The sequence below is a fragment of the Agriterribacter sp. genome (genome assembly GCF_035444585.1).
Classification (GTDB): Bacteria; Bacteroidota; Bacteroidia; order Chitinophagales; family Chitinophagaceae; genus Agriterribacter.
Genome location: NZ_DAOMOZ010000046.1, coordinates 1 through 26,318, shown reverse-complemented (window position 1 = coordinate 26,318; position 26,318 = coordinate 1). Strand labels below are relative to the sequence as shown.

16 protein-coding genes and 1 CRISPR repeat array are annotated in these 26,318 nt (G+C 44.9%); of the genes, 12 read left to right on the top strand and 4 right to left on the bottom strand.

The features are described from left to right. The 9 genes from PLH26_RS07240 to PLH26_RS07200 form a co-directional block, all read left to right on the top strand. Nucleotides 1-917: alpha-L-rhamnosidase-related protein (locus tag PLH26_RS07240; RefSeq protein ID WP_324585336.1), on the top strand; the 917-nt coding region annotated here is incomplete at its 5' end. A 33-nt stretch (nt 918-950) separates the two neighbouring features. Continuing rightward, nucleotides 951-3,833: a family 78 glycoside hydrolase catalytic domain gene (locus tag PLH26_RS07235; protein WP_324585335.1), complete on the top strand. Its 2,883-nt coding sequence runs from the start codon at nt 951-953 to the stop codon at nt 3,831-3,833. 164 nt (nt 3,834-3,997) lie between these two features. After that, entirely contained in the window at nt 3,998-5,128 is a 1,131-nt protein-coding gene (locus PLH26_RS07230) for a Gfo/Idh/MocA family protein (protein WP_324585334.1), read from the top strand. 12 nt (nt 5,129-5,140) lie between these two features. Then, nucleotides 5,141-6,169 carry a nucleoside hydrolase gene (locus PLH26_RS07225; RefSeq protein WP_324585333.1) on the top strand — a complete coding sequence of 343 codons (1,029 nt, stop codon included), beginning with the start codon at nt 5,141-5,143 and terminating at the stop codon, nt 6,167-6,169. Between the two features lie 177 nt (nt 6,170-6,346). Continuing rightward, nucleotides 6,347-7,354, top strand: a complete 1,008-nt coding sequence (fbp, locus tag PLH26_RS07220) for a class 1 fructose-bisphosphatase (protein WP_324585332.1) — start codon at nt 6,347-6,349, stop codon at nt 7,352-7,354. 158 nt (nt 7,355-7,512) lie between these two features. Continuing rightward, nucleotides 7,513-9,000 (top strand): sugar ABC transporter ATP-binding protein, encoded by a 1,488-nt coding sequence (locus PLH26_RS07215; protein WP_324585331.1) that lies wholly within the window; start codon nt 7,513-7,515, stop codon nt 8,998-9,000. Nucleotides 9,001-9,048: 48 nt separating this feature from the next. Then, nucleotides 9,049-9,996 carry an ABC transporter permease gene (locus tag PLH26_RS07210; protein ID WP_324585330.1) on the top strand — a complete coding sequence of 316 codons (948 nt, stop codon included), beginning with the start codon at nt 9,049-9,051 and terminating at the stop codon, nt 9,994-9,996. Nucleotides 9,997-10,282: 286 nt separating this feature from the next. Further along, nucleotides 10,283-11,221 carry a sugar ABC transporter substrate-binding protein gene (locus PLH26_RS07205; RefSeq protein WP_324585329.1) on the top strand — a complete coding sequence of 313 codons (939 nt, stop codon included), beginning with the start codon at nt 10,283-10,285 and terminating at the stop codon, nt 11,219-11,221. Between the two features lie 23 nt (nt 11,222-11,244). Then, nucleotides 11,245-12,486 (top strand): Gfo/Idh/MocA family protein, encoded by a 1,242-nt coding sequence (locus PLH26_RS07200; RefSeq protein ID WP_324585328.1) that lies wholly within the window; start codon nt 11,245-11,247, stop codon nt 12,484-12,486. Between the two features lie 13 nt (nt 12,487-12,499). On the opposite strand, the gene PLH26_RS07195 is transcribed toward PLH26_RS07200, so the two are convergent. Next, nucleotides 12,500-15,448, bottom strand: coding sequence for a serine hydrolase domain-containing protein (locus tag PLH26_RS07195; protein ID WP_324585327.1), 2,949 nt, complete (start codon nt 15,446-15,448; stop codon nt 12,500-12,502). A gap of 108 nt (nt 15,449-15,556) precedes the next feature. Here PLH26_RS07195 and mutL point away from each other — a divergent pair, with 108 nt between their 5' ends. Beyond that, complete coding sequence (mutL, locus tag PLH26_RS07190) at nt 15,557-17,416, top strand: DNA mismatch repair endonuclease MutL (protein ID WP_324585326.1); 1,860 nt, start codon at nt 15,557-15,559, stop codon at nt 17,414-17,416. Nucleotides 17,417-17,547: 131 nt separating this feature from the next. Here mutL and PLH26_RS07185 read toward each other — a convergent pair whose 3' ends face one another. Together PLH26_RS07185 and PLH26_RS07180 are read right to left on the bottom strand one after the other, a co-directional pair. Further along, the gene (locus tag PLH26_RS07185; RefSeq protein ID WP_324585325.1) at nt 17,548-18,936 is read right to left on the bottom strand and encodes an APC family permease; all 1,389 of its coding nucleotides are present in this window, start codon (nt 18,934-18,936) and stop codon (nt 17,548-17,550) included. Between the two features lie 108 nt (nt 18,937-19,044). Then, a complete protein-coding gene (locus PLH26_RS07180) occupies nt 19,045-19,746 on the bottom strand; it encodes a Crp/Fnr family transcriptional regulator (protein ID WP_324585324.1) in 702 nt (233 codons plus the stop codon). 363 nt (nt 19,747-20,109) lie between these two features. Between PLH26_RS07180 and PLH26_RS07175 the strand changes: the two genes are divergently transcribed. Next, nucleotides 20,110-20,472, top strand: coding sequence for a putative zinc-binding protein (locus PLH26_RS07175; protein ID WP_324585323.1), 363 nt, complete (start codon nt 20,110-20,112; stop codon nt 20,470-20,472). 495 nt (nt 20,473-20,967) lie between these two features. Continuing rightward, entirely contained in the window at nt 20,968-21,360 is a 393-nt protein-coding gene (locus tag PLH26_RS07170) for a GreA/GreB family elongation factor (protein ID WP_324585322.1), read from the top strand. 104 nt (nt 21,361-21,464) lie between these two features. Here PLH26_RS07170 and PLH26_RS07165 read toward each other — a convergent pair whose 3' ends face one another. Further along, a complete protein-coding gene (locus tag PLH26_RS07165) occupies nt 21,465-22,940 on the bottom strand; it encodes a glycoside hydrolase family 28 protein (protein WP_324585321.1) in 1,476 nt (491 codons plus the stop codon). Between the two features lie 320 nt (nt 22,941-23,260). Continuing rightward, nucleotides 23,261-26,310: a CRISPR direct-repeat array (repeat unit 47 nt; unit sequence GTTGTGAATTGCTTTCAAATTATTCTGTAGCTTAGATCTTTTACAAC). Nucleotides 26,311-26,318 lie beyond the last annotated feature (8 nt).

Genomic DNA, 26,318 nt, shown 5'->3' with positions numbered 1-26,318 from the left:
CTTATTCCATGTGGTGGATCATTATTCACCGCGACTGGTATTATCATAACGGCGATCTGAAATACCTGCAGCAGCAAAAGGATTACCTCGTAAAGCTGCTGGCTTACATTATTACGAAAATTGATAAGGATGGTAAAGAGCAATTGGATGGCACCCGGTTTTTAGACTGGCCTTCGAGTGAAAATAAAAAAGGTGTGGATGCTGGGCTACAGGCAATGATGGTATGGTCTTTAACAGCCGGCGCAGAATTGTGCAAAATTTTAAATGAACCGGCGACCCAAAAAAATTGTGAAGCCGCTGTTGCCAGGTTAAAAAAATATATTCCTGATCATAACCATTCGAAACAGGGTGCAGCGCTCATGGCGCTTGCCGGTTTGATGCCGGCTGCAAAAGCCAATACAGAAGTGCTGGCGGTAAACGGCGCCCATCATTTTTCTACCTTTTACGGCTACTATATGTTGCAGGCAAAGGCAAAAGCGGGAGACTACCAGGGGGCTTTAAACGCCATCAGGGAATACTGGGGCGCTATGCTGAACCTTGGCGCAACCACCTTCTGGGAAGATTTTAACCTCGATTGGCTGCCCGATGCCTCGCGTATTGACGAATTGCCGAAGCCGGGTCAAAAAGATATTCACGGCGACTATGGCGCTTATTGTTATATCGGCTTCAGGCATAGCTTAAGTCATGGCTGGGCGAGCGGGCCTACACCGTGGCTAACCGAACATGTGCTGGGTATTAAAGTAGTGGCTCCTGGTTGTAAAACAATAGAAATAAAACCTCATTTGGGCGATCTTCAATTTGCAGAAGGGAGTTTTCCCACACCCTATGGTTTGGTTAAGGTAAAGCATGTGAAACAGGCGAACGGGAAGGTGGTTACTACCGTAGATGCGCCTAAAGGAATAAAGGTGGTACAGTAATATGAATTAACTCATCGTAATAAAGTCTCAGCGATGCCAACATCCCTGTCAAAAGCTTTCCGGGCATTTGTAAAATTATCGTTCATCTGCTGCCTGTTTGTATTTGCTGTTCAGGCGCAATCTGATCTGAGACCCCTGCACCTGAGGGTGGAATATAAGACCAATGCATTTGTTGATGCAGCGCGGCCCAGGTTTAGCTGGGAACTGCAATCGGCTGTGCCCAACCAGGTACAAACAGCGAGACAGATACTGGTGGCGGGTTCCGTTACTTTATTGAGCAATGAAAAAGCTGATATATGGAACTCGGGGAAGGTGCTTTCCGGTGCTGTTAACCAGGTTGAATATGCGGGTAAAGCGCTTGCATCCAACAAAACCTATTACTGGAAAGTGCGCAGTTGGGATAAAAACGGTAAGGCCGGGCCGTGGAGTGAGCCGGCATATTTTAGTACGGGCCTCCTGCAGCAAAGCGATTGGAAAGCAGAATGGATCGGTTATGATGTAAACGCTTTATCGGTCAATAAAAACTATCATCTTCCGCCTTGTCCCTATTTGCGTAAAGAAACAGCGATAAACGGTACCATAAAAAAAGCAAACCTGTATGTTACCGCTCTGGGCTTATATGAGTTTTACATCAATGGCAGACGGGTTGGCGATGATTATTTTGCTCCCGGCTGGACAGATTATAACAAAAGGGTTTACTACAGCGCCTATGACGTAACCGGCGATCTGAAAAACGGGAAAAACGCTTTTGGCGCTATACTTTCCACAGGGTGGTATGCAGGATATTTAGGGTATGCCTTACTGGTAGGAAGCCCTGTTACGCATAGCTTTTACGGAAAAGTGCCCCTGTTGAAGGCACAAATAGAAATCGAATATAACAATGGTAAAAAGGAGCTTATTTATACCGATGCTTCGTGGAAAGCTGCTACAGGCGCCATTCTTGAAGCTGATATATTAAATGGGGAAACATACAATGCTGATCTTGAACCGGAGGGGTGGAAAAGAGCAGGCTTTGATGATGCGGCCTGGAAGCAGGTGCAAACCTATCCGGCAAAAGCAGCTTTGCCGCTGCAGTTGTATCCGGGAAACCCTGTTAAAATCATAGAAGAGATCACTCCCGTAAGCATAAAAGAAAAGTCGGGGAAGTATATAGTGGATATGGGACAAAATTTTTCGGGTGTAGTGAGGCTTAAGGCCAAAGGCAAAAAAGGCGATACCATTGTTATTAAGTATGGTGAAATGTTGCACCTGGATGGAAATGTGATGACAGAGAACCTGCGGAAGGCAAGGGCAACAGATACTTATATCTTTAAGGGCGACGCAAACGGTGAGACCTGGATGCCGCGCTTTACCTATCATGGATTTCAATATGTGGAAATTAACGGCTTAAAAACAAAGCCTGCTGTAAAAGATATTACCGGCATTGTTATGAGTTCCGCAACGCCTGTAGCAGGCCGTTTTGAAACGGACAATGAGATGCTGAACCGGTTGTATAAAAATATTGTGTGGACGCAGCGGTCTAACTATTTTGATATTCCAACCGATTGCCCGCAGCGCGATGAGCGCCTGGGCTGGACAGGAGATGCACAGATCTATATGCGTTCCGCTGCATTCAACAGCGATATCGCCGCGTTTCATACCAAATGGATCACCGACCTCAATGATGCCCAATGGCCGTCCGGCGCTTACCCGGTGTACGCACCGCTGCCTGTGGGCGCCAATGGCAGGGCCGCCATACGGTCATCGGATACTTTTTCGCCCGGCTGGGCAGAAGCGGGTATCATATGTCCTTATAACATTTATAAAATGTACGGCGACACGAGGATCATTGAGCAATCGTGGCCCTATATGCTGAAGTATATGGCATTTCTTGAAAAAAGGAGTAAAGGCAGCCATTATTTTGCTGAAGGGAGCTTCGAAGACTTTAACCCCAAGGGCGGCTTTGGCGACTGGCTGTCGGTAGGCAGGAAAACGCCGCCCGATATGCTTGCTACCATGTACTATAATTACTGCGCCTTGCTGATGGCTGAAATGGCAGGTGCACTGGGTAATACAAATGATGCCGATCATTTCACGGATCTATCTCAAAAGATCAGGAAAGCTTTTGCTTCACACTATACGGATGCCGACGGGAAATTAAAGACCAATGCTGCTGCTTATGGTGATGGAAAGGGCTATGTAGACGGGCACCTGGGCTTTTCAGGACATACCCAAACGGCCTATGCAAATGCCGTTTATTTAAAAATACTTTCACCTGAAAACCTGATGAAAGCCGGTCAGTATCTGTCGGCGCTGGTGCGTAACAACAACAACCAGCTTTCAACAGGCTTTCTCGGGTTCAAGCCATTGCTGCCGGCGCTTTCGGCTACGGGTAACAGTAATATGGCGTATACTTTAATTCAGGATACAGCCTATCCTTCCCTTGGTTTTGAGGTAGTAAACGGCGCTACCACAATATGGGAACGCTGGAACAGTTTTACCAGAGACAAAGGATTTGAAAACAATGCCGGCATGAATTCTTTTAACCATTATGCATTTGGAGCGGTTTGTGAATGGATGTTCCAGAACATGGCGGGAATACAACCGGTTGACGCGGGTTTTAAAACTTTTATGATTAAGCCTGAGATCACGGATTCGGGTATTCATTATACCAGTGCCGTCTACCATTCTATACACGGTAAAATAGCTGCATTCTGGAAGAAGGATAGCGCTTCTTTAAAACTACAGGTAACCATACCCGTTAACACCAGGGCCACAGTATACCTTCCTGCTGCAAATACCGGCGCTATTCTATGTAATGGCAAGCCGGTAGTGAACAGTACAGATATTCTTTTAAAAAGAAAAAAGGATCAGCGGTATACCATTGTTGAAGCAGGTTCAGGAACATATGAATTTACTATTGCCCTGCATTACTAAAATGTAAAGCTGAATGTTTCTTTTTTTATAAAGTGCCGTTGAAAATACCGGACAAATTTCAATAAGCGGCATTTGTACTGTGTTCAGTATTTCTTTTACTGGTGCCCCTTTTACAATACAATAAGCTAAATTTAACCTTTAATGCCGGTCATAAAAAAAAGCATATGCAACAATCTGTTTTCAACCGCCGCCGGTTTATAACCACGGGCTCTAAAGCTGCCGCTGGCATAGCCATGCTCTCATCCCTGGCCAAAAAGTCGGTTGCTTTGATGCACAATGAGCCGAAAATTAAATTTTCAGTGATCAGTATCAACCATTCTCACATATACGGTATGGTTGACGCTGTAACACGGGGGGGCGGGGAACTGGTTTCTTTTTATGCCAAAGAACCTGAGCTGGCATCTGCTTTTGCAAGAAAATACCCGCAGGCCAAACCTGCCCGAAATAAAAAGGAAATACTCGAAGACGGCTCCGCACAACTCATTCTCAGCTCCGGCATACCGGTGGAACGTGCACCGTTGGGTATAGAAGTGATGCGGCATGGGAAGGATTACCTGGTTGATAAGCCCGGTATTACCACGCTGGAACAGCTTGAATCAGTTCGCCATGTACAAAAAGAAACCAAACGGATGTACACGATCATGTACAGCGAACGGTTGGAGAACCGGGCAACGGTTAAAGCGGGAGAGCTGGTAAAAGCAGGTATTATAGGGAATATAATTCAAACGATCGGTATGGGACCGCACCGCATGAACCCCCGGTCGAGACCGGAATGGTTCTTCGATAAAAAATATTTTGGCGGTATCATTACCGATATAGGGTCGCACCAGTTTGACCAGTTTTTATTTTTTACAGGTTCCACCAATGCAGAGATTGTAGCCTCACAGGCGGGCAATGTGCATCATCCCCAATATCCTCAATTTGAAGATTTCGGTGATGTAATGTTAAGAGGCAACAATGGCACAGGATACATCCGCGTGGATTGGTTTACACCCGACGGACTGAAATCATGGGGCGATGCAAGGCTTACCGTTCTTGGCACGGAAGGGTATATTGAAATCCGCAAGAATCTTGATATCGGCGGACGTGAAGGCGGCAACCATCTTTTTATAGTAAACCAGAAAGAAACCCGCTATATGAACTGCAACAAAGACCCGCTTCCTTTTGGTAGGTTGTTTGTAAATGATGTGGTGAACCGCACAGAGACCGCTATGCCGCAGGAACATTGCTTCCTTGCTACCGAGCTTGCATTGAAAGCCCAGGAAAACGCACAGAAGCTGGATTTTAAAAAGTGAATCACAACTATAATGACTGATAAAAGGTTTGTCCCATTCCTCTTACTGATCGCGTATATTATCTTCACTGGCTGCAGCAACTCTAAAAAAGCAACTGTAGTCAATAAACATTTACCCGTTATTTTTGAAACAGATATGGGCAATGATATTGATGATGCCCTGGCGCTGGATATGCTGTATAAGTATGCCGATCAGAAAATGGTTAAGCTGCTGGCGGTGAGTTCCAATAAGAACAACCCGTCGTCTGCTGTATATCTCGATATCATGAATACCTGGTACGGCTACCCGAAGATACCGGTTGGGAAAGTAGTAAATGGTGCAAATTCAGAGCATGATGCGGTTAATTATACCAGAGTGGTAGTAGATTACCGGCCTGCATTCCAAATAACAACCAAAGACACTGCTTATCCCGAATCAGTAAATCTTTACCGGAAGGTATTATCGGAGGCTGCTGATCATTCCGTTGTTATTGTTTCTGTTGGATTTTCAACCAACCTCGCCAAACTGCTTAATTCAGGTGCGGATCGTTATACGGATTTGAACGGGAAAGCGCTTGTGGCAAAAAAGGTAAAATTACTATCGGTAATGGCCGGCAGTTTTGAAGGAAAAAAGCTGAAGGAATATAATGTGGTTAAAGATGTGCCTGCCGCCAGGGAACTATTTGAGCAATGGCCAACCGAAATAGTGGTCAGTCCTTTTGAAGTGGGCGATCAGATCAGGTACCCTGCAACGAGTATTCTCAATGATTTTAACTGGGCGGCTCATCATCCTATGGTGATCGCCTATGAAAGCTATGCAAAAATGCCGTACGACCGCCAAACCTGGGACCTGACGGCTGTATTGTATGCTGTGGAAGGCGCAAAAGATTATTTTAGTGTAAGTGAGCCGGGTACTATTGAGGTTTCAGGCGACGGGTTCACTGCTTTTACTCCCCGGTCAGCCGGAAAGCATCGTTATTTAAAAGTAAATCCTGAGCAGGCAGAGAACGTTAAAAGGAGATTTATTGAATTGATCACAACGCCTCCGGCTGCATTGAAGTAAAGTGCAGCAGTTAGTTGTTGTACAGAATTAATCAGATCAACCACAAAGCATTATTGTGATTGAACTTTTTGTTACTTTTTCTTTCAGGAGAAAAAGTAAAAAGAATATAAAAGTAGATCTCTTTCCTGATAAGTGTTTTCGCTTTAGATAATTAATGTAATACTTTAATTAAAAACTATGTCCAGATACCAGAACCTCATCACGCTCGATGAATTCACTATTCAGCAGCTTCGCTTATTCCCTCATGCTACCGGCGAATTATCGGGACTGCTGCGCGGTGTCGGATTGGCCGCCAAGCAGGTAAACCTTGAAGTGAATAAAGCGGCGCTCGCGGATATACTGGGTGCGGAAGGAAGCATTAATATCCAGGGGGAAGTGGTGCAGAAATTAGATGTGTATGCCAATAATGTTTTCATCAATGTATTGCGGTCGGGGATCAATTGTGCAGGTATTGTTTCTGAAGAGAACGAGGGGATGGTTGTGTTTGATGACGCCAAAAGCAACCAGTCCAAATATGTGCTGCTCATGGACCCTGTAGACGGCTCGGGGAATATAGATATCAATATTTCTATAGGGAGCATATTCAGTGTATATCGCCGTATTTCCCACCTGGGCAAACCAGCCGTGCTGGAAGATTTCCTGCAGCCGGGGATAAAACAGGTGGCGGCCGGCTATGTAATTTATGGGTCATCTACCATACTGGTATATGCCACCCGCAGGGGAGTGAACGGATTTACTTTAGATACCGCTATCGGCGAATTTTATCTCAGTCACCCCAATTTGAAAATGCCTCCGCACGGTCCTTTTTATTCATTCGACAACCGATATTATAACCAGGTGGATCAGAAGCTTAAAAACTATGTGGATTTTTGTATTTCCACTACTGAAAACAGGAACGGACCTTATTCCAACCGCTACTATGGTTGCATGGTAGCCGATATTCACCGTAATTTATTAAAGGGTGGAATATTTTTTTATCCGCAGGTAACAGGTAAGCCCAACGGCAAGCTCAGACTTTGCTATGAATGCAACCCGATGGCTTTTATAACGGAAGTTGCCGGTGGTAACGCAACGGATGGCAGGCAACGCATTCTGGATATACAACCCGGGCATATTCACCAGCGTAGCCCTTTGTTCATCGGCTCAAAAGAAATGATGGAAGATCTGGCGGGCTTCTTACAATAAGCCGGCGCAGGGTTAAACGTGAAACGTGAGATGTGAAAGGTGAAATGTGAATGGTGAATCTCTGTTTCACTTCTCTACATTCCCCGGTTTTTATCTCCGCCGGATTATTTTGAGTGAGGTATATTATATTGTGAAGAAATAAATTAAGCTGTTTACAAATGGATCCTGCATACCTGCTTCGTGCAGAAAACATATCAAAATCTTTTCCCGGCGTTAAAGCGCTCAACAATGTGCAATTGCATGTTGAAAAAGGAAAAGTGCATGCGGTAATGGGAGAGAACGGGGCAGGGAAGTCTACCCTCATGAAGATCCTGATCGGCATGTATACGCCGGATGCCGGAGAGATTATTTATAAGGAGCGACCCATAAGATTCAGCTCGGTGCATGACGCGCTCAGGTCGGGGTTTTCCATGATCCACCAGGAACTGCTGCCTTTTCCGGAATTGAGCGTGGCAGAAAATATTTTTATGGGCAATGAGCCTACCACGGCTATTCCCGGGTGGATAAACCGCAAAAAAAGAAATAAGGATGCACAGTTGCTTGTTGATCAGTTAGGCGTGAAGATCAATGTTACCCGGCGCATGAAAACCCTCAGTGTGGCGGAAATGCAGATGGTTGAAATTGCCAAAGCCCTGTCCAATAAAGCGGAAGTTATTATTATGGATGAACCCACTTCAGCGCTGTCCGACAGGGAAACCGCCAGGCTGTTTGATATGATCCGTGATCTGAAACGACAGGGCATCGCTATTATTTACATTTCACATAAAATGGATGAGATATCCAGGATCGCAGATACCATATCGGTTATGCGCGACGGTAAGTATATTGCCACACACCCGGCAAATGCCATAAGCAACGAAGATCTGATCTCGCTGATAGTGGGAAGAGAATTGAATACCATTTTTGAAAAAAGAAATACCATTCCGGGTGAAGTGGCTTTATCGGTTAAGGGGTTAACCGGTGCAAAGTTTAAGGATATTGATCTTTTTGTGCGGAGTGGTGAAATACTGGGAATTGCCGGACTGATGGGCGCTGGAAGAACAGAAATCGTAAACGCGATATTTGGACTGGAAAAAATTTATAAGGGAACGATTGCGGTAAAGGGCAAACCCGTTACCATCCGTTCGCCCAGGGATGCTATACAGCACGGGATAGGATTGATTACCGAAGACAGGAAAAACACCGGGCTTGTATTATCGGGAACGGTGAAACATAATATTACGCTGGCGGCATTAAAAAGTTGCTGCAGGGGCCCCTTTATTGAAATGCAGAAGGAACGCAGCATTGCTGAGCAGCAAATCAGGCGGTTTGCCATTAAAACGCCATCCGGGAACCAGATCGTAAATTTTTTAAGCGGCGGTAACCAACAAAAAATCGTGCTGGCAAAAGTATTGCTCAATGACCCGGATATTATTATACTCGATGAGCCCACAAGAGGTATTGATATTGGCGCCAAAGCGGAGATATACCGGCTGATGAATGAGCTGGCGGCAAAAGGAAAAGCGATCATCATGATCTCGTCAGAGCTTCCGGAAATACTGGGTATGAGCGACAGGATAATGGTAGTGCACGGCGGCAGTATAAAAGCAGAATTAACAGGTGCCGAAGCCACACAGGAAAAGATCATGCAATATGCCATGATGTGAGCAGGGACAAAAGAAAGAATAAGTGTTAATTTTTAAGAATATTCAACAATGAACCCCGCGAAAATAAAATCTTCTTCTGGCTATCTTTCCAGGTACGGCATTTTCATAGCCTTTGTTGTGATATGCATCATGCTCTCCATTGCCACGCCTTATTTTTTTACGGCGCAAAATATAATCATTGTATTGCGGCAGGTATCCATTAACGGCATACTGGCCATTGGCGTTACTTTCGTTATTATAGCCGGCGGCATTGATCTTTCTCTTGGCTCGGTGCTGGCGTTAACAGGAGTTGTTGCGGCCAGCTTTGCTCACCCTGATACCTATTCGCTGGTTGTGCCGGTTATGCTGGGCATACTCACCGGGGTTATTATCGGCGCCATCAACGGGCTCACTATTACCCTTGGGAAGGTGGCACCTTTCATTGTTACGCTGGGTATGATGACGATAGCAAGGGGGCTGGCATTGGTATGGAGCGATGGCAGGCCGGTTACGAATCTTTCACCCGCTTTTAATTATATCGGTGGTGGCGACTTCCTGCGTATCCCCGTACCCATATTGCTGTTTGTGCTGGTGATCATTGTTTCGGCTGTAGTTTTAAAATACACCCGTATCGGCCGTTATATTTATGCAGTTGGGGGCAATGAAAATGCTGCAAAAGCTTCCGGCATACGGGTCGGTGCCGTGAAAATGTTTGCCTATATTATGTGCAGCGGCCTGGCAGGGCTGGCAGGTATCATACTTGCTTCGCGCATAACCACGGGCCAGCCTAATGCAGGTATTGCGTATGAGCTTGATGCCATTGCCGCGGTAGTGATCGGCGGCACCAGCTTACTGGGCGGTAGAGGCAGCATTGCCGGAACGGTGATCGGCGTACTGATCATTGGCGTGATCAACAACGGGCTGGATCTGCTGAACGTTACATCCTACTATCAGCAGATCATAAAAGGTATTATTATTATTGGCGCCGTACTGCTCGACAGGAAGAATGCGCAGTAGAATGCTGCGCAGTATTAAAAGATCATCGGTAAACTGAATCCGCAGTTTATAATGGTTCGAAACCTATCTTATTCTTATTTTATAATAAGGTAAAGCCTTCTCCGCATTTTAGCAATGAGAAAGCAGCAGTGAAATGAAGCTGAAGTCACAGCAGTACAAAAGCACTATCAGGGCTCCACCCCGAGAACGGGCAGTAATCGTTTTCGGGTGGCTTTTTTGGTTACTTTTTTTGCGGAAAAAAAGCAACATAAAAAAAATCATATCTTACCATCCAAAAAAGTATACAATGCATAAACCAGGTACAGTATTATTTGTTATGGCCCTTGCGGGAATGGTATTGACAGGATGTAACCGGGGCGCCGGTAAGAATGGGGAAAAGGAGATGGTTATCGGCGCTTCCATGCTCAGCCTGCAGTCTGAATTTGTAGTGAATGTAAAAGATGCCATGGAAGCATACGCCAAAGAAAAAAATGTTGAGCTGATCGTAAATGATGCGCAGCGCACGGCCGACAGGCAGGTGCAGCAGGTAGAAACCTTCATCTCGCAAAAGGTAGATGCTATCATCCTTAATCCATGTGAAGTAGAAGCCAGCTCACCCGCTGTTGAAAAGGCCAGGGCGGCAGGGATACCCATCATTAATGTAAATTCAGAAACGGCTGCTGAACCCGATGGGTTTGCAGGCTCCCGCGATGAGGAAGCCGGTGAAATAGCTATGGAACAAATTGCCAGGCTGCTGAACGGGAAAGGTAATGTTGTGATGATAGAAGGTTATATGGGGCAGGCTGCACAGATCAAAAGGTCTGCCGGCGCAAAAACAGTTCTTGATAAATATCCCGGCATAAAGATCCTGGCGCAGCAAACCGCGGAGTGGGACAGGGCCAAGGGAATGAGCTTGATGGAAAACTGGATACAGAGCTATGGCGATAAAATAAATGCCGTGTTTGCCCACAACGATGAGATGGGCATGGGGGCACTGCAGGCGCTGGAGCAGGCCAAGCTGAAGGACAAAGTAGCAGTGGTGAGCATTGATGCCATTGCCGATGCGTTGCAGGCGGTAAAAGATGGCCGGCTGGATGCTACCGTTTACCAGGATGCAAAAGGGCAGGGGGCAGGCGCCATTGATATGGCTATACAGCTTATTAAAAAAGAACCGCTGGAAAAGAAAGCAATATTCATCCCGTTCCAGTTGGTGACAAAAGAGAACGTAGATGGATTTTTGAAATGATATATGTTCCTAAAACTGCCCTTATGCCGGAACCAATCCATAAAAACAATGAGCTGCTGCACCGCCGCCGTTTCATTAACATGGCTGCACTTACGGGAGCAGGAGCAGCCTTAAGTTCGCGTTTTGCATTTGCGGACGAACCGGCAAGTGACCGTAAGATCAGGATAGGCATTGTAGGCGGCAGGTTTGGAGCCGGCTTTTATTTTCATGAGCATCCCAACTGTATTGTGGAGGCGGTAAGCGATTTACGTGCAGACAGAAGAGAGGTGTTGGTAAAAACATACGGCTGCAAAAAAACCTATGACTCGCTGGAGCAGCTTTTGCCGGATAAAAAAATTGACGCGGTATTCATTGCTACCGGCGCACCGGATCATGCCCGTCATGTGCTGGCTGCATTGAATGCCGGCAAGCATGTATTGTGTGCCGTGCCTGCGGCTATGACACTGGAAGAGTGTGCCGCATTGCGTGATGCGGTAAAACGCACGGGGCTTACCTATATGATGGCGGAAACCACGGTGTATCGCCAGAATACCATTTCTGTAAAGAAGATGTACCGCCAGGGAAAATTCGGCATTATTTTCAGCGCTGCGGCAGAATACAACCACCCCGGGCTGGAAGTGCTGTTTTGGGAAAATGGCTTACCTACGTGGCGGCATGGATTTCCGCCGATGCATTATCCTACCCACTGCACGGCTTTTTTAATTGCGGTAACCGGAGAGCGGCTTACAGAAGTGAGTGGTATGGGCTGGGGTGATAGCAGTCCGCTGCTGAAAGATAATCCTTACAACAACCCCTTCTGGAATGAAACCGCATTTTTCAAAACGAATAAAGGAAATCCTTTTCGCGTGGAAGTGAACTGGCGTGGCGCTTTAAGAGGTGTGGAACGTGGTGAGTGGCGCGGCGATAAGATGAGCTTTTTCTCCGCGCTGCAGGAAGGGCAGGAACATGCCATCGTTCGCTCAGCAGGTACTATGGGGCACGATGATGCCGGCTTTCAGCATAATGAAGCTACCGTGGAAACATATAAGCAGCCCCAATGGTGGCAAACGGATATGTTGCCCCAAACCCTGCGCCATGGCAGCGGGCACGATGGCTCTCATACTTTTATCACACATGAATTTATTGATGCACTGATCAATAATCGCAGCCCGGAAGTAAATATCCACGAAGCGATTGCCTATACCGCACCGGGCATAGTTGCCCACCAGTCGGCATTGAAAGATGGGGAATGCATGAAAGTGCCGGGGTTTGACACCGGATCCTAAATCTCCAATCTCCCTACTCTTCCTTTGTTGCAATTGCCTTGTATATCGCATCCTGTATATTGGTTCTGGTGTTCAGCCGGTATAATTTTACATTGGTTCCGCCTTCGGGATTAACACGGTTGCTCAGGAAAATGAAAGTCAGGTTATATTTGGGATCTACCCATACGCAGGTGCCTGTATAGCCGGTATGACCAAAGGTTAACGGTGAAGCATACCTGCAGGGGTAGGGGTTTTCACTGATCCCGTTGTCTTTTTCAGGCTTGTCGAAGCCCAGGGCGCGCCGGCTTATTTTACTGCTGTAAGCCGTGAATAATTTGATGGTTTCGGGCGAAAAGAAATAATACCCGTTGAACTTTCCACCATCCAGTATCATCTGCATCAGCACTGCCAGGTCGTAGGCGTCGCTGAACAGGCCGGCGTGCCCGGCTATTCCGCCAAACATAGCCGATCCGGGATCGTGCACCGTGCCGCGCAGCAGTTGCCTGCGGAATATCTTTTCATTTTCAGTTGGCGGAATACGTTCCTCCGGAAACCGCTGCAACGGCAAAAAGCCGGTGGTGGTCAATCCCAGCTTCCGGTAAAACTCTTTGTATACATATTCGTTCAGGGGCATGCCGCTGATGGCTTCCACTATCTTACCCAAAAAAATAAAATCATTGTCGCTGTAAATATACTTATTGCGCGGTCCTACCGGGCTTTCAAGTATTCTTTTGTAAATGGTATCTTCCCAGCTATTGCGCATGTACATGGTATCGGCAACCTTAATATGGTATTGCGGCGTTTGTTCTTTACTGTAAAATCCTTCAAAAGGTACGCCTGTGGCCGTGTCAATCGTTTCGCGGTAAAAAGGAATAAAGGCTTTTAAGCCCGCCTGGTGAAGCAGTATGTCATCAATTTTTAAATGCTCTTTATTGGTTCCTTTTACCCAGGGGAGGTAATCGCCTAAAGTTTTATTCAGGTCCAGCTTTCCCTGGTCGTATAGCCTCATTACCGAAACGGTGGTTGCGCATATTTTAGTTACAGAGGCCAGGTCATAAATGCTTTCCAGGTTCACTTTTTCCGTGCTGTCGTAGGTATAATAGCCGTATGCTTTATGGAAAATGATCCTGCCGTCTTTTACAGCCATTACGGCCATGCCCGGCGCGGCGTGCTGCTGAATGGCCTGGGTAGCTAAAGAATCTATCGCTTTGAATTTTTCCGCGTTCATGTCTGCAGCGGAGGCATAGCTGACAGGAGCAGGAATGCTTTGGATACCGGTTCCGGACGGGAATGCATCACAAATGGTTACGGGTAATTTGCCTTTTGTAACAATGGCGCCTTTTAATACATCGGCGGCTGCATCGTGGGTTGTGGCATCATCATCATAGCAGGCGATAATATTTTTAGCATCGCAAAAGTTTTTAATAGCATACGGGTTACCAAAAACAAAGGTGATGGATTTTTTAAGTTGCTGCACTTCTTTCAGTAGCTGCAGGGCAGCGGTGCTGATGCCAAAGTTGCCTGCGGGGAAACGGTTGTAGTGATGAATACCGATAACCACCACATCGTAGCGGGTTTGAAGCTGGGCTGCAAGGGTTGGTATGCGTGAAGCGTCTTCTTTATAGTTAAAATGATAAACATCCGCATTGTAATTGCCCCGCATCCTGCGGGCAAAAGTATTATCGTTGTTAATGCCTATGCCGAGGTAGGCTACCCTGGGTTCCGTTGCTGATTTTTGTACGCCCCGCAGCGGTAAGAGCGGCAGGATGCTGTCCTGCAGGCGCAATGCAGTAATGGCATTGTCTGCAATTCTTCGCTTGATGTCATCGGTACTGGTATTAAGGTCGCGCACGAGATTGTGTGTATTTACAGGTTGCCAGCGGCTTAGCCCGTGTTCATATTTTGCACGCAACACCTTTTTTACCCTTTCATCAATCTCGTTCCATCTGAGCCTCTTCTTTTTGATCGCTTTTTTTATTTCTGCTATGCTGCCGGGAATATCGCCGGGCAGACAAAGCATATCATTACCGGCAACCAGCGATTCGGCCGACGCTGTGCCATCGGGGAAAAATTTTTTAACCCCCTGCATTTCCAGCGCATCGGTAAACGTAAGCCCTTTGTAGCCCAATTCTTCTCTTAGCAGTTTGGTTACATTGTTATACGAAAGGGAAGTGGCGCGGTTGGCCGTGTTGTCAATGGCCGGAATAAAGAGGTGGGCGATCATTACGCTGCCCACGCCTGCCCTGAACATTTCGCGGAAAGGGTATAGTTCAAGCGAATCCAGCTGTTCACGTGTTTTATTGATCACGGGAAGGTCGTAATGGGAATCTACCGACACATCGCCATGGCCGGGGAAATGCTTGGCGCAGGCCATCACTCCCACATCCTGCATGCCCTTCATATACATGATGCCGTATTCGGCCACTTTGTATTTATTTTCCCCGAATGAGCGGTCGTTGATCACCGGGTTGTCGGGGTTGTTATTGATGTCAACAACAGGGGCATAGTTAACCTGTATGCCTGCACGTTTGCATTGTTCACCAACCCACCGCCCGTACTCATATATCAGTTGCGGATCCTGTACGGCGCCCATCATCATCTGGCGCGGCAGGCTAATTACACTGTCCATGCGCATGCCCAACCCGTTCTCCGCATCGATACAGATCAACAAAGGAGTTTTTGCCATTGCCTGGAACCGGTTAATGTATTGCGCCTGTGTAACGGGCCCACCCTGGAAAAGACAAATACCGCCTATATTATATTTGTTGATGGCTTCAGCTACCGCCTCATCATAAAAAGTAACCTTGCGGTTGCTGCCGATAGAAGAAAGCCGTACTACCATCAGCTGCCCCAGTTTTTCGTCGTTGCTGAGAGTGGCAAATACGCTGTCTACCCAGGCTTGTTCATCAAGCTCACTGATATGCTGTGCAAAGGAGGATAAGCTTATACAACAAATAGCAATTGCCGTGAATATCGCCTTCATAATCGAAAAATTGTTCAATAAAATATACCTCAGGCGAATTTATTATCATTGGGGCGTTAATACAAATCAAATTCCTAACCCGTATTTTTGCTGTTAAATTCAAAGATTTTGTCAGACAGAATTCAGTTATTGCCCGACAATATAGCCAACCAGATAGCAGCGGGGGAAGTGATACAGCGTCCGTCGAGCGCTGTAAAAGAGCTGCTGGAGAATGCAGTGGATGCAGGTGCAACGGAAATAAAGCTCATCGTTGCAGATGCGGGGAAATCGCTGGTACAGGTAATAGACAATGGCAGTGGCATGAGTGAAACGGATGCCCGCATGAGCTTCGAGCGCCATGCTACATCCAAGATCAATAATATAGATGACCTGTTTCGCATACGCACCATGGGCTTCAGGGGTGAAGCGCTGGCCTCCATTGCTGCGGTGGCACAGGTAGAACTGAAAAGCCGTCGCGCAGAAGATGAAGCAGGCACTTATATTGAAATAGAGAACAGCCTGGTAAAAAAACAGGAACCCATAGCTTTCCAGACCGGTACAAGCATAGCGATGAAAAACGTTTTTTTTAATGTACCTGCCCGCAGGAATTTTTTAAAAAGCAATGCAGTGGAAATGCGGCATATCGTAGATGAGTTCATCCGTGTGGCCATGGCTTTTCCTGAAGTTTCTTTTTCGCTTACCGCCAACGGGCAGGAAATGTTTCACCTGGGAAGCGGCTCGCTCAAACAACGGATCGTTCATCTGTTAGGCAATAATTATACTGCCAAACTGGTAAACGTGCAGGAGAACACCGACTACCTGAATATTTACGGTTTTGCAGGCAAGCCCGAGATCGCCAAAAAAACAAGAGGCGACCAGTATTTTTTTGTGAATAACCGTTTTATCCGGAGTGCATACCTGAACCATGCGGTAATGAGCGCCTACCAGGAAATGATCCCTGCCGACAGCTTCCCGATGTATGTACTGTTCATTGACCTGGATCCTGCGCAAATAGATATTAATGTGCATCCCACCAAGCAGGAGATCAAGTTTGAAGATGAAAAGATCATTTATGCATTTGTGCAGGCTGCTGTAAAGCATGCGCTGGCGCAATTTAGTATAATGCCTACGCTTAACTTTGATCTTGATCCCGGTATCCAGCAGTTGGATGCAGTGTCCAAACCTTTTACCGATGAAAAGAAAGTGCATGCCGAAGCATCATCACTCTACAATACCTTCACTCAAAAGAACCAGGCGCATTTAATAGAAAGTAAAAGTGAATTAAAACACTGGAAAGATTTTTTCCCTGCCAAAGAACAGCCGGGCGGATCGTCCCGGAAAGATACTCTTCCGGATAAATTTGAGTATGAACAAAGCTCTATCGGTACCGGGACGCATGCGGGGCAAAAATTACAATTGCTGGAGAACGCCGATCTGTTGCAATTGCATACTACCTGGCTGGTTGCTTCTACCAACCAGGGTTTTATACTGATCCACCAGCAGGCGGCGCACGAAAGGATCTTATATGAAAGATATGTTACAGCCGCCAAAGGCAGGCCCATTGCCACGCAACGGAGCTTGTTCCCGTTAACCGTAGCGCTTGCCGCACCCGATGCCGTGCTGCTCCAGGATCTTTTGCCCGACCTTAAAATGCTGGGATATGAAATAGAGCTTTTCGGAAAAGATACTTTTGTGGTGCAGGGCACACCTGCCGATGTGGAACAGGGGAATGAAAAAACAGCTATTGAGCAAATGCTGGAGCAATACAAGCATTTTAACAGCGATGTAAAATTCTCAAAACGCGAAAAGCTTATCCGCAGCATTGCCTGGCAGCATGCGGTAAAGCCCGGCCGCACACTGGCGCAAAAAGAAATGAAAGCACTGGCAGATGAGTTGTTTGCCTGTGCGCAACCTAATATTACGCCTTCCGGCGATCCCACCTATATCGCGTTTAAAAAAGATTACCTGGAACGGATGTTTGGGAGATAATTTGAAAATGTGAGAGAGGCTCGGGTTACAGGGTGCAGATTACAAGGGAATCGTCCTCTGCAATCAGAACCTTCAACATGGAACCTGAACCTTGCACCCCCCTGTAACCTGTACCCTGTAACTTATAAACATCACGCTTCCCTTCTTCTGAACCACCGGTAAAACGGGATGCCCAATAATATCAGCGTTAGTCCAATTCCTGCTTCACGGGGGCGTTCTATAAGGGTATTGCCTACGAGTAAAACACAAAAAACAATGAACAATGCCGGAACAACAGGGTAGCCCCATACTTTATAAGGCCTCGGTGCATCGGGCATCTTTTTTCTTAAAATAAAAACGCCTAAGGTGGTAGCGCCATAGTATATAAAAGCAGCGAAAATAAGCATGTCCGTAAGCTGGTCAAATGTGCCCGATAATACGAGCAAACATGCCCATACGCCCTGGAACCACAATGCATTACCGGGAACTTTTGCAGCATTCAGCCTGGCTACTTTTGAAAAGAATACCTTTTCTTTTGCCATGGCATAATAAGTACGGGCATTGCTGAGAATGGTGGCATGCGTGCAGCCAAGGGTGGTTACCAGGATCAATAACGATATGAGGAACACGCCTGAGGTTCCGGCAAAGACCTTTACAGCTTCCACCGCTGCAATAGTGTTGCTGGATGCATGTACTTGTTCCATGCCCGGTACAGGCAAAACAGACAGGTAAGTCATGTTAACGAGGAAATACAATGTGATCACAAGCAACAGGCCGATCGTGATGCTCAGCGGCACATTGCGGTGAGGGTTTTTGATTTCACCCCCCAGCATGCCTACGGAGTTCCATCCTTCATATGCCCAGAAGGCAGCCAGCATAGCCGTGAATACCCCGCTCATGGTTACAGGTGCAGCGTTGGTAGTTTCTAAGTGAAAAACAGAAGGCATGTTGGCTTCAGAGCTGCTCAATCCCAGCACAACAATAAGCCCTATCCCCGCCAAAACAAGCAGCATCAATGCCGTGCTTAAACCTGCGCCTGTTTTGAGCCCCGTAGTATTGATTAACGTAAGCACAAGGATCAGCACAATGGCTGCGAGCTTAACATTAAAGCCGGCAAAGGGATAAAATACACCTGCTATATTGATATCGGCCCATGATGCCAGCAATGGCGGGAGATGTACAATGCTGTGGAGCGATTGCGCAAAAACATAGGCAATGCTTGCCACGGCGGCTGTTTTAATAGCGGCAAAATTTGACCATCCGTAAAGAAAGGAAAAGAACCGCCCGTATATTTTTTTATAGTACGCATATTCTCCGCCGGTATCGGCCAGCATGCTGGCAATTTCGGCATTGCAGAGCGCACCCATAAGTGTAATAATACCCCCGAGCAGCCAGCAGATCAGCACCCACCCGGGTGAATGCAGTTCGGCAGCCATAGGCGCTACCTTTTTATATACGCCCGAACCGATAATATTGCCCATTACCACTATAATGGCTAAACGAAGTCCGAGCGTGCGGTTCAGTTGTGAAGGAATGCTCATAAGCTGATTTTGAAATAATAAAGCGGTTAAAATACAAATAAACACGGGAAGTGAATGAATTTAGGGATAAGAATTTTAAGGGGCTTATCCGGCAGGTGCATAAGGTACTTAGTGTAAAGCTGTAATGTGCTGCAAATGGTTAAGGTCGAAAAATTTAAAATGTTTCCCGCTGAATTTTATAAAACCGGCCCTTTGCAGCCCTGTAAGCATCCTGGATACCTGTTCTTTTGTGGTGCCGGCAAGATCAGCCAGGTCCTGCCGCTCAAGGTGAACACGGATACCATTGCTGCCGGGTTCATACCGGTATAGCTTAGCAATGTGCAATAAGGCCGCTGCCACCCTTTCTTTAACGGGGAGATGTGTAAGGCGCACGGCATGCAATTCAACCTGATGCATTTCGTTGAGCAGTGATCCCATTATGCCGCTGTGAAGCGCCGGGCTCTTTTCAATCAACTGATCATAAAACGCAGTACTGATCCGGCATACATATAAATCCTCAACGGCTTCTGCCGATAGGGGTTGTTCATTTGTACTGTCATGTATGCGGTGCCCGAGAATTGATCCTGCGCCGGCCAGGCGAAGGACCAGCGGCCGACCGTTTTTGCCATTCACTTCTATTTTGGCTATACCCGACCTGATAAAATAAATGCCTTCTCCGCGTTGTCCTTCAATAAGCAAACGTTCTCCTCTTTGAAAATGAAGATATTTTTTATTGTCAGACAGTGTTTCCAGGATATCGCCGGGGCAGTTGCGGAGTACAGAACAGGCTCTGACACGGCAGGTATTGCATCTTGGATTGGGTTGGGCCATAGTTGTTTAAAACAGGAAATGCCGGAAATAATGAATGCAGGATCTGTAGCCGGCGTTCCTCTATCAAAGTTTCTCACTATAGGGGATTAAAAAACTGACCCCGGCGGTTAAACCTGCTGATTTTTATCATATAAAAAAGATATACCACCAAGCCCAAAGTCCCGATCTTCAGGTTTATTTTTTTCGTGGATTACAGCGTCAATTTACATGTGTGCGCCGGTTAAGGTGCAAGACAATAGGCAGTATGCTTTTTAAATATGCGAAAACGCAGCTAATGGTACTTTTTGCATCGGAGGTGAAAAACATACACGAAGGAGAGCGCTTAGTTTTGCAGCGATTTTTACACCTGATTTCTTTGGTAGCATGAATATACAAACCAAACCATTGATCTATTCCTGTTCAGGTTGTTCCAGTGCAGCGCAGATGGCCAATTATATTGCCGTTACCGCCGACAGGTCGGGAGATGCGGAAATGTCGTGTATTGTGGGCGTGGGGGGCAAAGTGAAAAAGTTGGTAAAGACTGCTTTGTCGAACAGGAAAATTGTTGTGCTTGATGGTTGTCCTTTGTCATGCGCAAAAGCATGCCTCGCCAATCATGGTATTGAACCTGCGGTGCACATTGAGCTTTCCGGGCTGGGAGTAAAAAAAATACAACATGGAGATTTTGATCCTGAGCAGGCACAGCAAATACTGGCATCAGTGCGGGAAACATTGCAGAAAATGTAGTGCCGCATCATTTCTTTTTATCGCTTACCGGCTTCCGTTATTATTGTGTTGCGGTAAATCGTGTACAGAGCATTAATGTGCAGGATTAACATTTTTGCGATGCACCGGGCGGCTTTATTTGCTATATTTGCCGTTGGTGAAAAAATTATTCTACATATTGTCATTTAAACTGACGGGTATGCCTGATCTGACCGGCAAGCCGCTTTATGCCCGCCTGAGAATGTACTTCTTTTCCAATTTCAAAGACTTCAGTGCGCTGACCCCGGCCCAATAAAATTCAGGCCCGGGGTATTCAATTTTTAGCAATGGGTGTTATTCCGGTAAGACCCGGTCTTACCGTTGACTTGTTCAAAGTCAGGCTGTACCGATATTGCGGCAGGGCTTCATTTATGCGGTAATGAACTGTTGATGGCCGGCTTATGCACGAGCCGGTAAAGAGGCCGGACTATATACTTGTCATGAATTTATTTAATCACTACATCAATAATTATTATCATGAAAAAAGCAGAGAAAGCAATGCTTCTAAAAGAAGATGCAGATGTGTTAAAGAAATTGCTGGAAGCTGATACGGAGCTCCCGGGCGCCAATGCCGTAAGAGAAAAGCTGCAACATGCAGAAATTGTAAGTCATGCCGATTTTGACTACGAGGTTGCGCGGCTTAATTCTTTATTGCTTTTGCGTGATAAAGCCGGGAGGAGAAATTTTCAGTATCGTTTGGCCGTACCTGAGGCCGGCGCCGCGGTTGTTAATACAGATAATGTATTCAGGCCGCTGGGCGCCGCTTTACTCGGTATGAGAAAGGGGCAGGAGCTAAAATGGAATACCAGCAAGGGTGTACGGTATTTCTTTATCATTAATGTAGTTACTCCCGCAGAGGCATTTTATTGAGCTGCATACACATAAAAAGCTTAATGTATACTGCTTTGGGTATGCAGGCAGGGAACGAAGAGCCGGATGGGTCTTCGTTCCTTTATATTTCGCACAAACATCTGTTATTGCCTTGACGGTATTCCCGTTATGTCCGTGGATCTATAAGTGTGAAGCATTTTCTTTTTCGTGGGTTCGGTTACTTTTACATTTTTGAATGAAGCCGTATGCAGGTCGTCGGCAACTATGGCTGTCCTGTAATCTTTTTTCCGGCAGACTAATACAAGATTGTTGACGTGGATGTTTTTTGCATGGCGGATATATAAGCCCCATGCAGGCAGTTCACCAAACATGGAAAATTCGGGGTATGCGGTTGTTTTTTCCGGAACATTGTCTAACTCGTCCAACGCCACTTTAGCAAAAAAGGGGTTACCGCCTCCGGGATATTTTATTTCAATATTCGTTAAGCTGACATTGGAGATCATTGCATCGGGCATACCTGTTATTGAGGCCGGGGATATATTCCTTGGCATATCTTCGGTGGGGCCTTCGTATTCATATCCTGCATCGGGTTTGGTTGCTGCAATTTCAACATATACGTTTGAAATGCGTATGTTTTCCATTCTTCCTTTTTTGCCTGGTATCCTTTCGCCGATACGCAAAAAGATGGCATTGCCGGTGTTAAAGGCCTGCAGGCTGTCTACTTCAACATCTTCTATACAGGCGCCATCTACTGCCGCCAGCGTTATGGCAGAGCGGTAAGTGTCAAATACTTTATTGTTAAGTATCCTTATTTTGCTGAAGCCTCCCCTGCTGGCCGTGCCGAACTTAATGCCGTTGGCACTGGAGCGCACCGTGCAGTTTTGTATGAGTATATTTTTGCATGAACTGCCGGCGTCGTGCGACTTAAGACAAATGCCGTCATCGCTGGCATCTATATAAGAATTGGTAATGGTTACGCCATCGCAATCAACAATGTCAATGCCGTCATTGTTCCAGTAAGCTTTGCTGTCCACGTAAATACTATCCAGCGTGAGGTTCCTGCACTGGTCGTAAGTTTGAACCCAGCTTGCTGCATTGCGCAGGGTGATTCTCCGGATCAGAATATTTTCGCAGGCGCGGAAATTGATGAGCATGGGCCTGCTTTCTGCTTCGGGGCGGTCGTACCGGAAGCCATCCTTTAAAATGCCTTTGTGGATCAGCTCCACTACATTCCTGGCCACATATCTTCCCCGGCCTTCAATGATGCCTTTTCCGGTAATGCCGATGTTTTGCTCATTGTATGCAAAAACGAGAGCGGTAAATATTTTCCTGTCGTAATCCAGGGGATTGAGCGAGCCGAGCAGTACTGCGCCTTCTTCTAACTGTATGGTAACGTTCGATTTGAGGTGTACAGACCCGGTAAGATACCTGCCCACATAAAACACCAGCCTGCCGCCTCCGTTCTTATTTATATAATCAATGGCGTATTGAATGGAGCGGGTGTTGAGTGTTACGCCGTCGGAATAAATGCCGAATAATGAAGCCGGATAATCTTTGGCAAACAGCGGCATTGCCAAAAAAAAGAAAGCTGCAGTAAGGAGGTATTTTTTGATAATCATTGCAAGTAAATGGATTTTGCGGTATGAATGTAAAAGTTAAAGAACAATTGGTTGGAGTTAAAAATAAATAAAGAAGTAATTGAAAAGCCATCGGTCAAATAATTTTATAGTACTGCGAGGTTTCCATGATAAAAAATAGAAGCTTCCAGGGTAAATATGAAGCGGCATCGCTCTTGTGCAATTTCCTTACCGGATGGCATCTCGTTTTCCGTTGTGATTCCTTTCAATAGGTCCCATCTCAACAACAAGCCTCCGCGGCAAATTATTCTGTAGCTTAGATCTTTTACAACCTGCTTCAGACTCATGCTCATATCAGTAGCGTTGTGAATTGCTTTCAAATTATTCTGTAGCTTAGATCTTTTACAACGCTGGGAGACACAACAGAATATCAATTAAGGTTGTGATTTGCTTTCAAATTATTCTGTAGCTTAGATCTTTTACAACGTGCTACGTGGAACCATGCAAACGCAGATAGTTGTGATTTGCTTTCAAATTATTCTGTAGCTTAGATCTTTTACAACCTTTCAAAGCTTCTGTGCCTTTATCAGTAAGTTGTGATTTGCTTTCAAATTATTCTGTAGCTTAGATCTTTTACAACTGATACATACTTTTCCCAGAATTCGAGCTTGTTGTGATTTGCTTTCAAATTATTCTGTAGCTTAGATCTTTTACAACTCATCAAATATTCTAACCGCTTCAGATACCGTTGTGATTTGCTTTCAAATTATTCTGTAGCTTAGATCTTTTACAACCATAATTGTTGCTTTTTACTGCCTTCAGCTGTTGTGATTTGCTTTCAAATTATTCTGTAGCTTAGATCTTTTACAACTTTCACCCCGGAAGCCCGGGGCTACATGAAGTTGTGATTTGCTTTCAAATTATTCTGTAGCTTAGATCTTTTACAACGCTGTTCAATGAACGACGAAAAGTAACGAGTTGTGAATTGCTTTCAAATTATTCTGTAGCTTAGATCTTTTACAACTTGAATTGGAACCATCGTAGGTTGATGCCCGTTGTGAATTGCTTTCAAATTATTCTGTAGCTTAGATCTTTTACAACTTTGATGAGCCTATATAAACCAGGTGTGATGTTGTGAATTGCTTTCAAATTATTCTGTAGCTTAGATCTTTTACAACCTACGAAGAAAGTTTTATGTGGCAATGTGGGTTGTGAATTGCTTTCAAATTATTCTGTAGCTTAGATCTTTTACAACAAACTGTATGCAAAGCGTTTAGAGCTTTAGGTTGTGAATTGCTTTCAAATTATTCTGTAGCTTAGATCTTTTACAACGTAATCGAAATTCATCGAAAACGGATCCGTGTTGTGAATTGCTTTCAAATTATTCTGTAGCTTAGATCTTTTACAACTTCATTAGTGCTGCGATCTTTGATGATGTAGTTGTGAATTGCTTTCAAATTATTCTGTAGCTTAGATCTTTTACAACACTCTGAACCATCCTCCCATATATCTATGCGTTGTGAATTGCTTTCAAATTATTCTGTAGCTTAGATCTTTTACAACAAGCACCGCCCACCAATGCAGTATATTGCCGTTGTGAATTGCTTTCAAATTATTCTGTAGCTTAGATCTTTTACAACTGGAAATTATATATAGCATTTTACAACTAGTTGTGAATTGCTTTCAAATTATTCTGTAGCTTAGATCTTTTACAACTTTTTTCTTTTGTAAAATGCACTACTACCTGTTGTGAATTGCTTTCAAATTATTCTGTAGCTTAGATCTTTTACAACGGTTTGATAATAATTTTATTTTAATCAGCCGTTGTGAATTGCTTTCAAATTATTCTGTAGCTTAGATCTTTTACAACGATCCTCACCTGTACCCCAATCATTACTGCGTTGTGAATTGCTTTCAAATTATTCTGTAGCTTAGATCTTTTACAACACCCGGTTCCGGGGAAACAGCAGGGGCAGGGTTGTGAATTGCTTTCAAATTATTCTGTAGCTTAGATCTTTTACAACATTAAATCAGGCAAATATCCGCGTGAACAGTTGTGAATTGCTTTCAAATTATTCTGTAGCTTAGATCTTTTACAACGCTTTATTCGATGCTAAAGCAGAAGCAGGAGGTTGTGAATTGCTTTCAAATTATTCTGTAGCTTAGATCTTTTACAACCCTTTAGGATGGGAGAGCACCCAAAGGACTGTTGTGAATTGCTTTCAAATTATTCTGTAGCTTAGATCTTTTACAACTGTTGACGGAAGTGGTTCAACATCATTTAGTTGTGAATTGCTTTCAAATTATTCTGTAGCTTAGATCTTTTACAACTCAAGGCAAACCGTTTTAAAGCTGTTGCCCTGTTGTGAATTGCTTTCAAATTATTCTGTAGCTTAGATCTTTTACAACAGAAATAGGAGATTGTGCGTGGTATATAGTGTTGTGAATTGCTTTCAAATTATTCTGTAGCTTAGATCTTTTACAACGCCGGAAAAAAATTCAAAGCCTGCATGTCCGTTGTGAATTGCTTTCAAATTATTCTGTAGCTTAGATCTTTTACAACCCCGGGTCGGCTTTTTTGCTGGCTGCGGCGTGTTGTGAATTGCTTTCAAATTATTCTGTAGCTTAGATCTTTTACAACTTCAAAATGGGTAGTAAAGAAGTTTGAGTGGTTGTGAATTGCTTTCAAATTATTCTGTAGCTTAGATCTTTTACAACCATCAGGCTTACACAGGTAGACCCTACAGAGTTGTGAATTGCTTTCAAATTATTCTGTAGCTTAGATCTTTTACAACATTCCAGTCTGATAAGTTCGGTTAACTGCGGTTGTGAATTGCTTTCAAATTATTCTGTAGCTTAGATCTTTTACAACCAGTTGCAATCATCTTGCACGTATTGGCGGGTTGTGAATTGCTTTCAAATTATTCTGTAGCTTAGATCTTTTACAACACATGGCGCAACGGAGGTCTTCAGACCTCAGGTTGTGAATTGCTTTCAAATTATTCTGTAGCTTAGATCTTTTACAACTGTTCATTCAAAGCTGCCGCCATAAAAACAGTTGTGAATTGCTTTCAAATTATTCTGTAGCTTAGATCTTTTACAACCAAAGAGGATTAATAATGTGATGAGCATACGTTGTGAATTGCTTTCAAATTATTCTGTAGCTTAGATCTTTTACAACGCAAACGAAGTGATTTAGATAATTCATTAAGTTGTGAATTGCTTTCAAATTATTCTGTAGCTTAGATCTTTTACAACGCAAACGAAGTGATTTAGATAATTCATTAAGTTGTGAATTGCTTTCAAATTATTCTGTAGCTTAGATCTTTTACAACAGCCGGTTGTAATGTCGTTCATATTCGCAGGTTGTGAATTGCTTTCAAATTATTCTGTAGCTTAGATCTTTTACAACATCACTTC

Bases quoted from the DNA above. Each gene is read 5' to 3' on its own strand.
- PLH26_RS07235 (WP_324585335.1), top strand. From the start codon at position 951: ATGCCAACATCCCTGTCAAAAGCTTTCCGGGCATTTGTAAAATTATCG.
- PLH26_RS07230 (WP_324585334.1), top strand. From the start codon at position 3,998: ATGCAACAATCTGTTTTCAACCGCCGCCGGTTTATAACCACGGGCTCT.
- PLH26_RS07225 (WP_324585333.1), top strand. From the start codon at position 5,141: ATGACTGATAAAAGGTTTGTCCCATTCCTCTTACTGATCGCGTATATT.
- fbp (WP_324585332.1), top strand. From the start codon at position 6,347: ATGTCCAGATACCAGAACCTCATCACGCTCGATGAATTCACTATTCAG.
- PLH26_RS07215 (WP_324585331.1), top strand. From the start codon at position 7,513: ATGGATCCTGCATACCTGCTTCGTGCAGAAAACATATCAAAATCTTTT.
- PLH26_RS07210 (WP_324585330.1), top strand. From the start codon at position 9,049: ATGAACCCCGCGAAAATAAAATCTTCTTCTGGCTATCTTTCCAGGTAC.
- PLH26_RS07205 (WP_324585329.1), top strand. From the start codon at position 10,283: ATGCATAAACCAGGTACAGTATTATTTGTTATGGCCCTTGCGGGAATG.
- PLH26_RS07200 (WP_324585328.1), top strand. From the start codon at position 11,245: ATGCCGGAACCAATCCATAAAAACAATGAGCTGCTGCACCGCCGCCGT.
- PLH26_RS07195 (WP_324585327.1), bottom strand. From the start codon at position 15,448: ATGAAGGCGATATTCACGGCAATTGCTATTTGTTGTATAAGCTTATCC.
- PLH26_RS07185 (WP_324585325.1), bottom strand. From the start codon at position 18,936: ATGAGCATTCCTTCACAACTGAACCGCACGCTCGGACTTCGTTTAGCC.
- PLH26_RS07180 (WP_324585324.1), bottom strand. From the start codon at position 19,746: ATGGCCCAACCCAATCCAAGATGCAATACCTGCCGTGTCAGAGCCTGT.
- PLH26_RS07175 (WP_324585323.1), top strand. From the start codon at position 20,110: ATGAATATACAAACCAAACCATTGATCTATTCCTGTTCAGGTTGTTCC.
- PLH26_RS07170 (WP_324585322.1), top strand. From the start codon at position 20,968: ATGAAAAAAGCAGAGAAAGCAATGCTTCTAAAAGAAGATGCAGATGTG.
- PLH26_RS07165 (WP_324585321.1), bottom strand. From the start codon at position 22,940: ATGATTATCAAAAAATACCTCCTTACTGCAGCTTTCTTTTTTTTGGCA.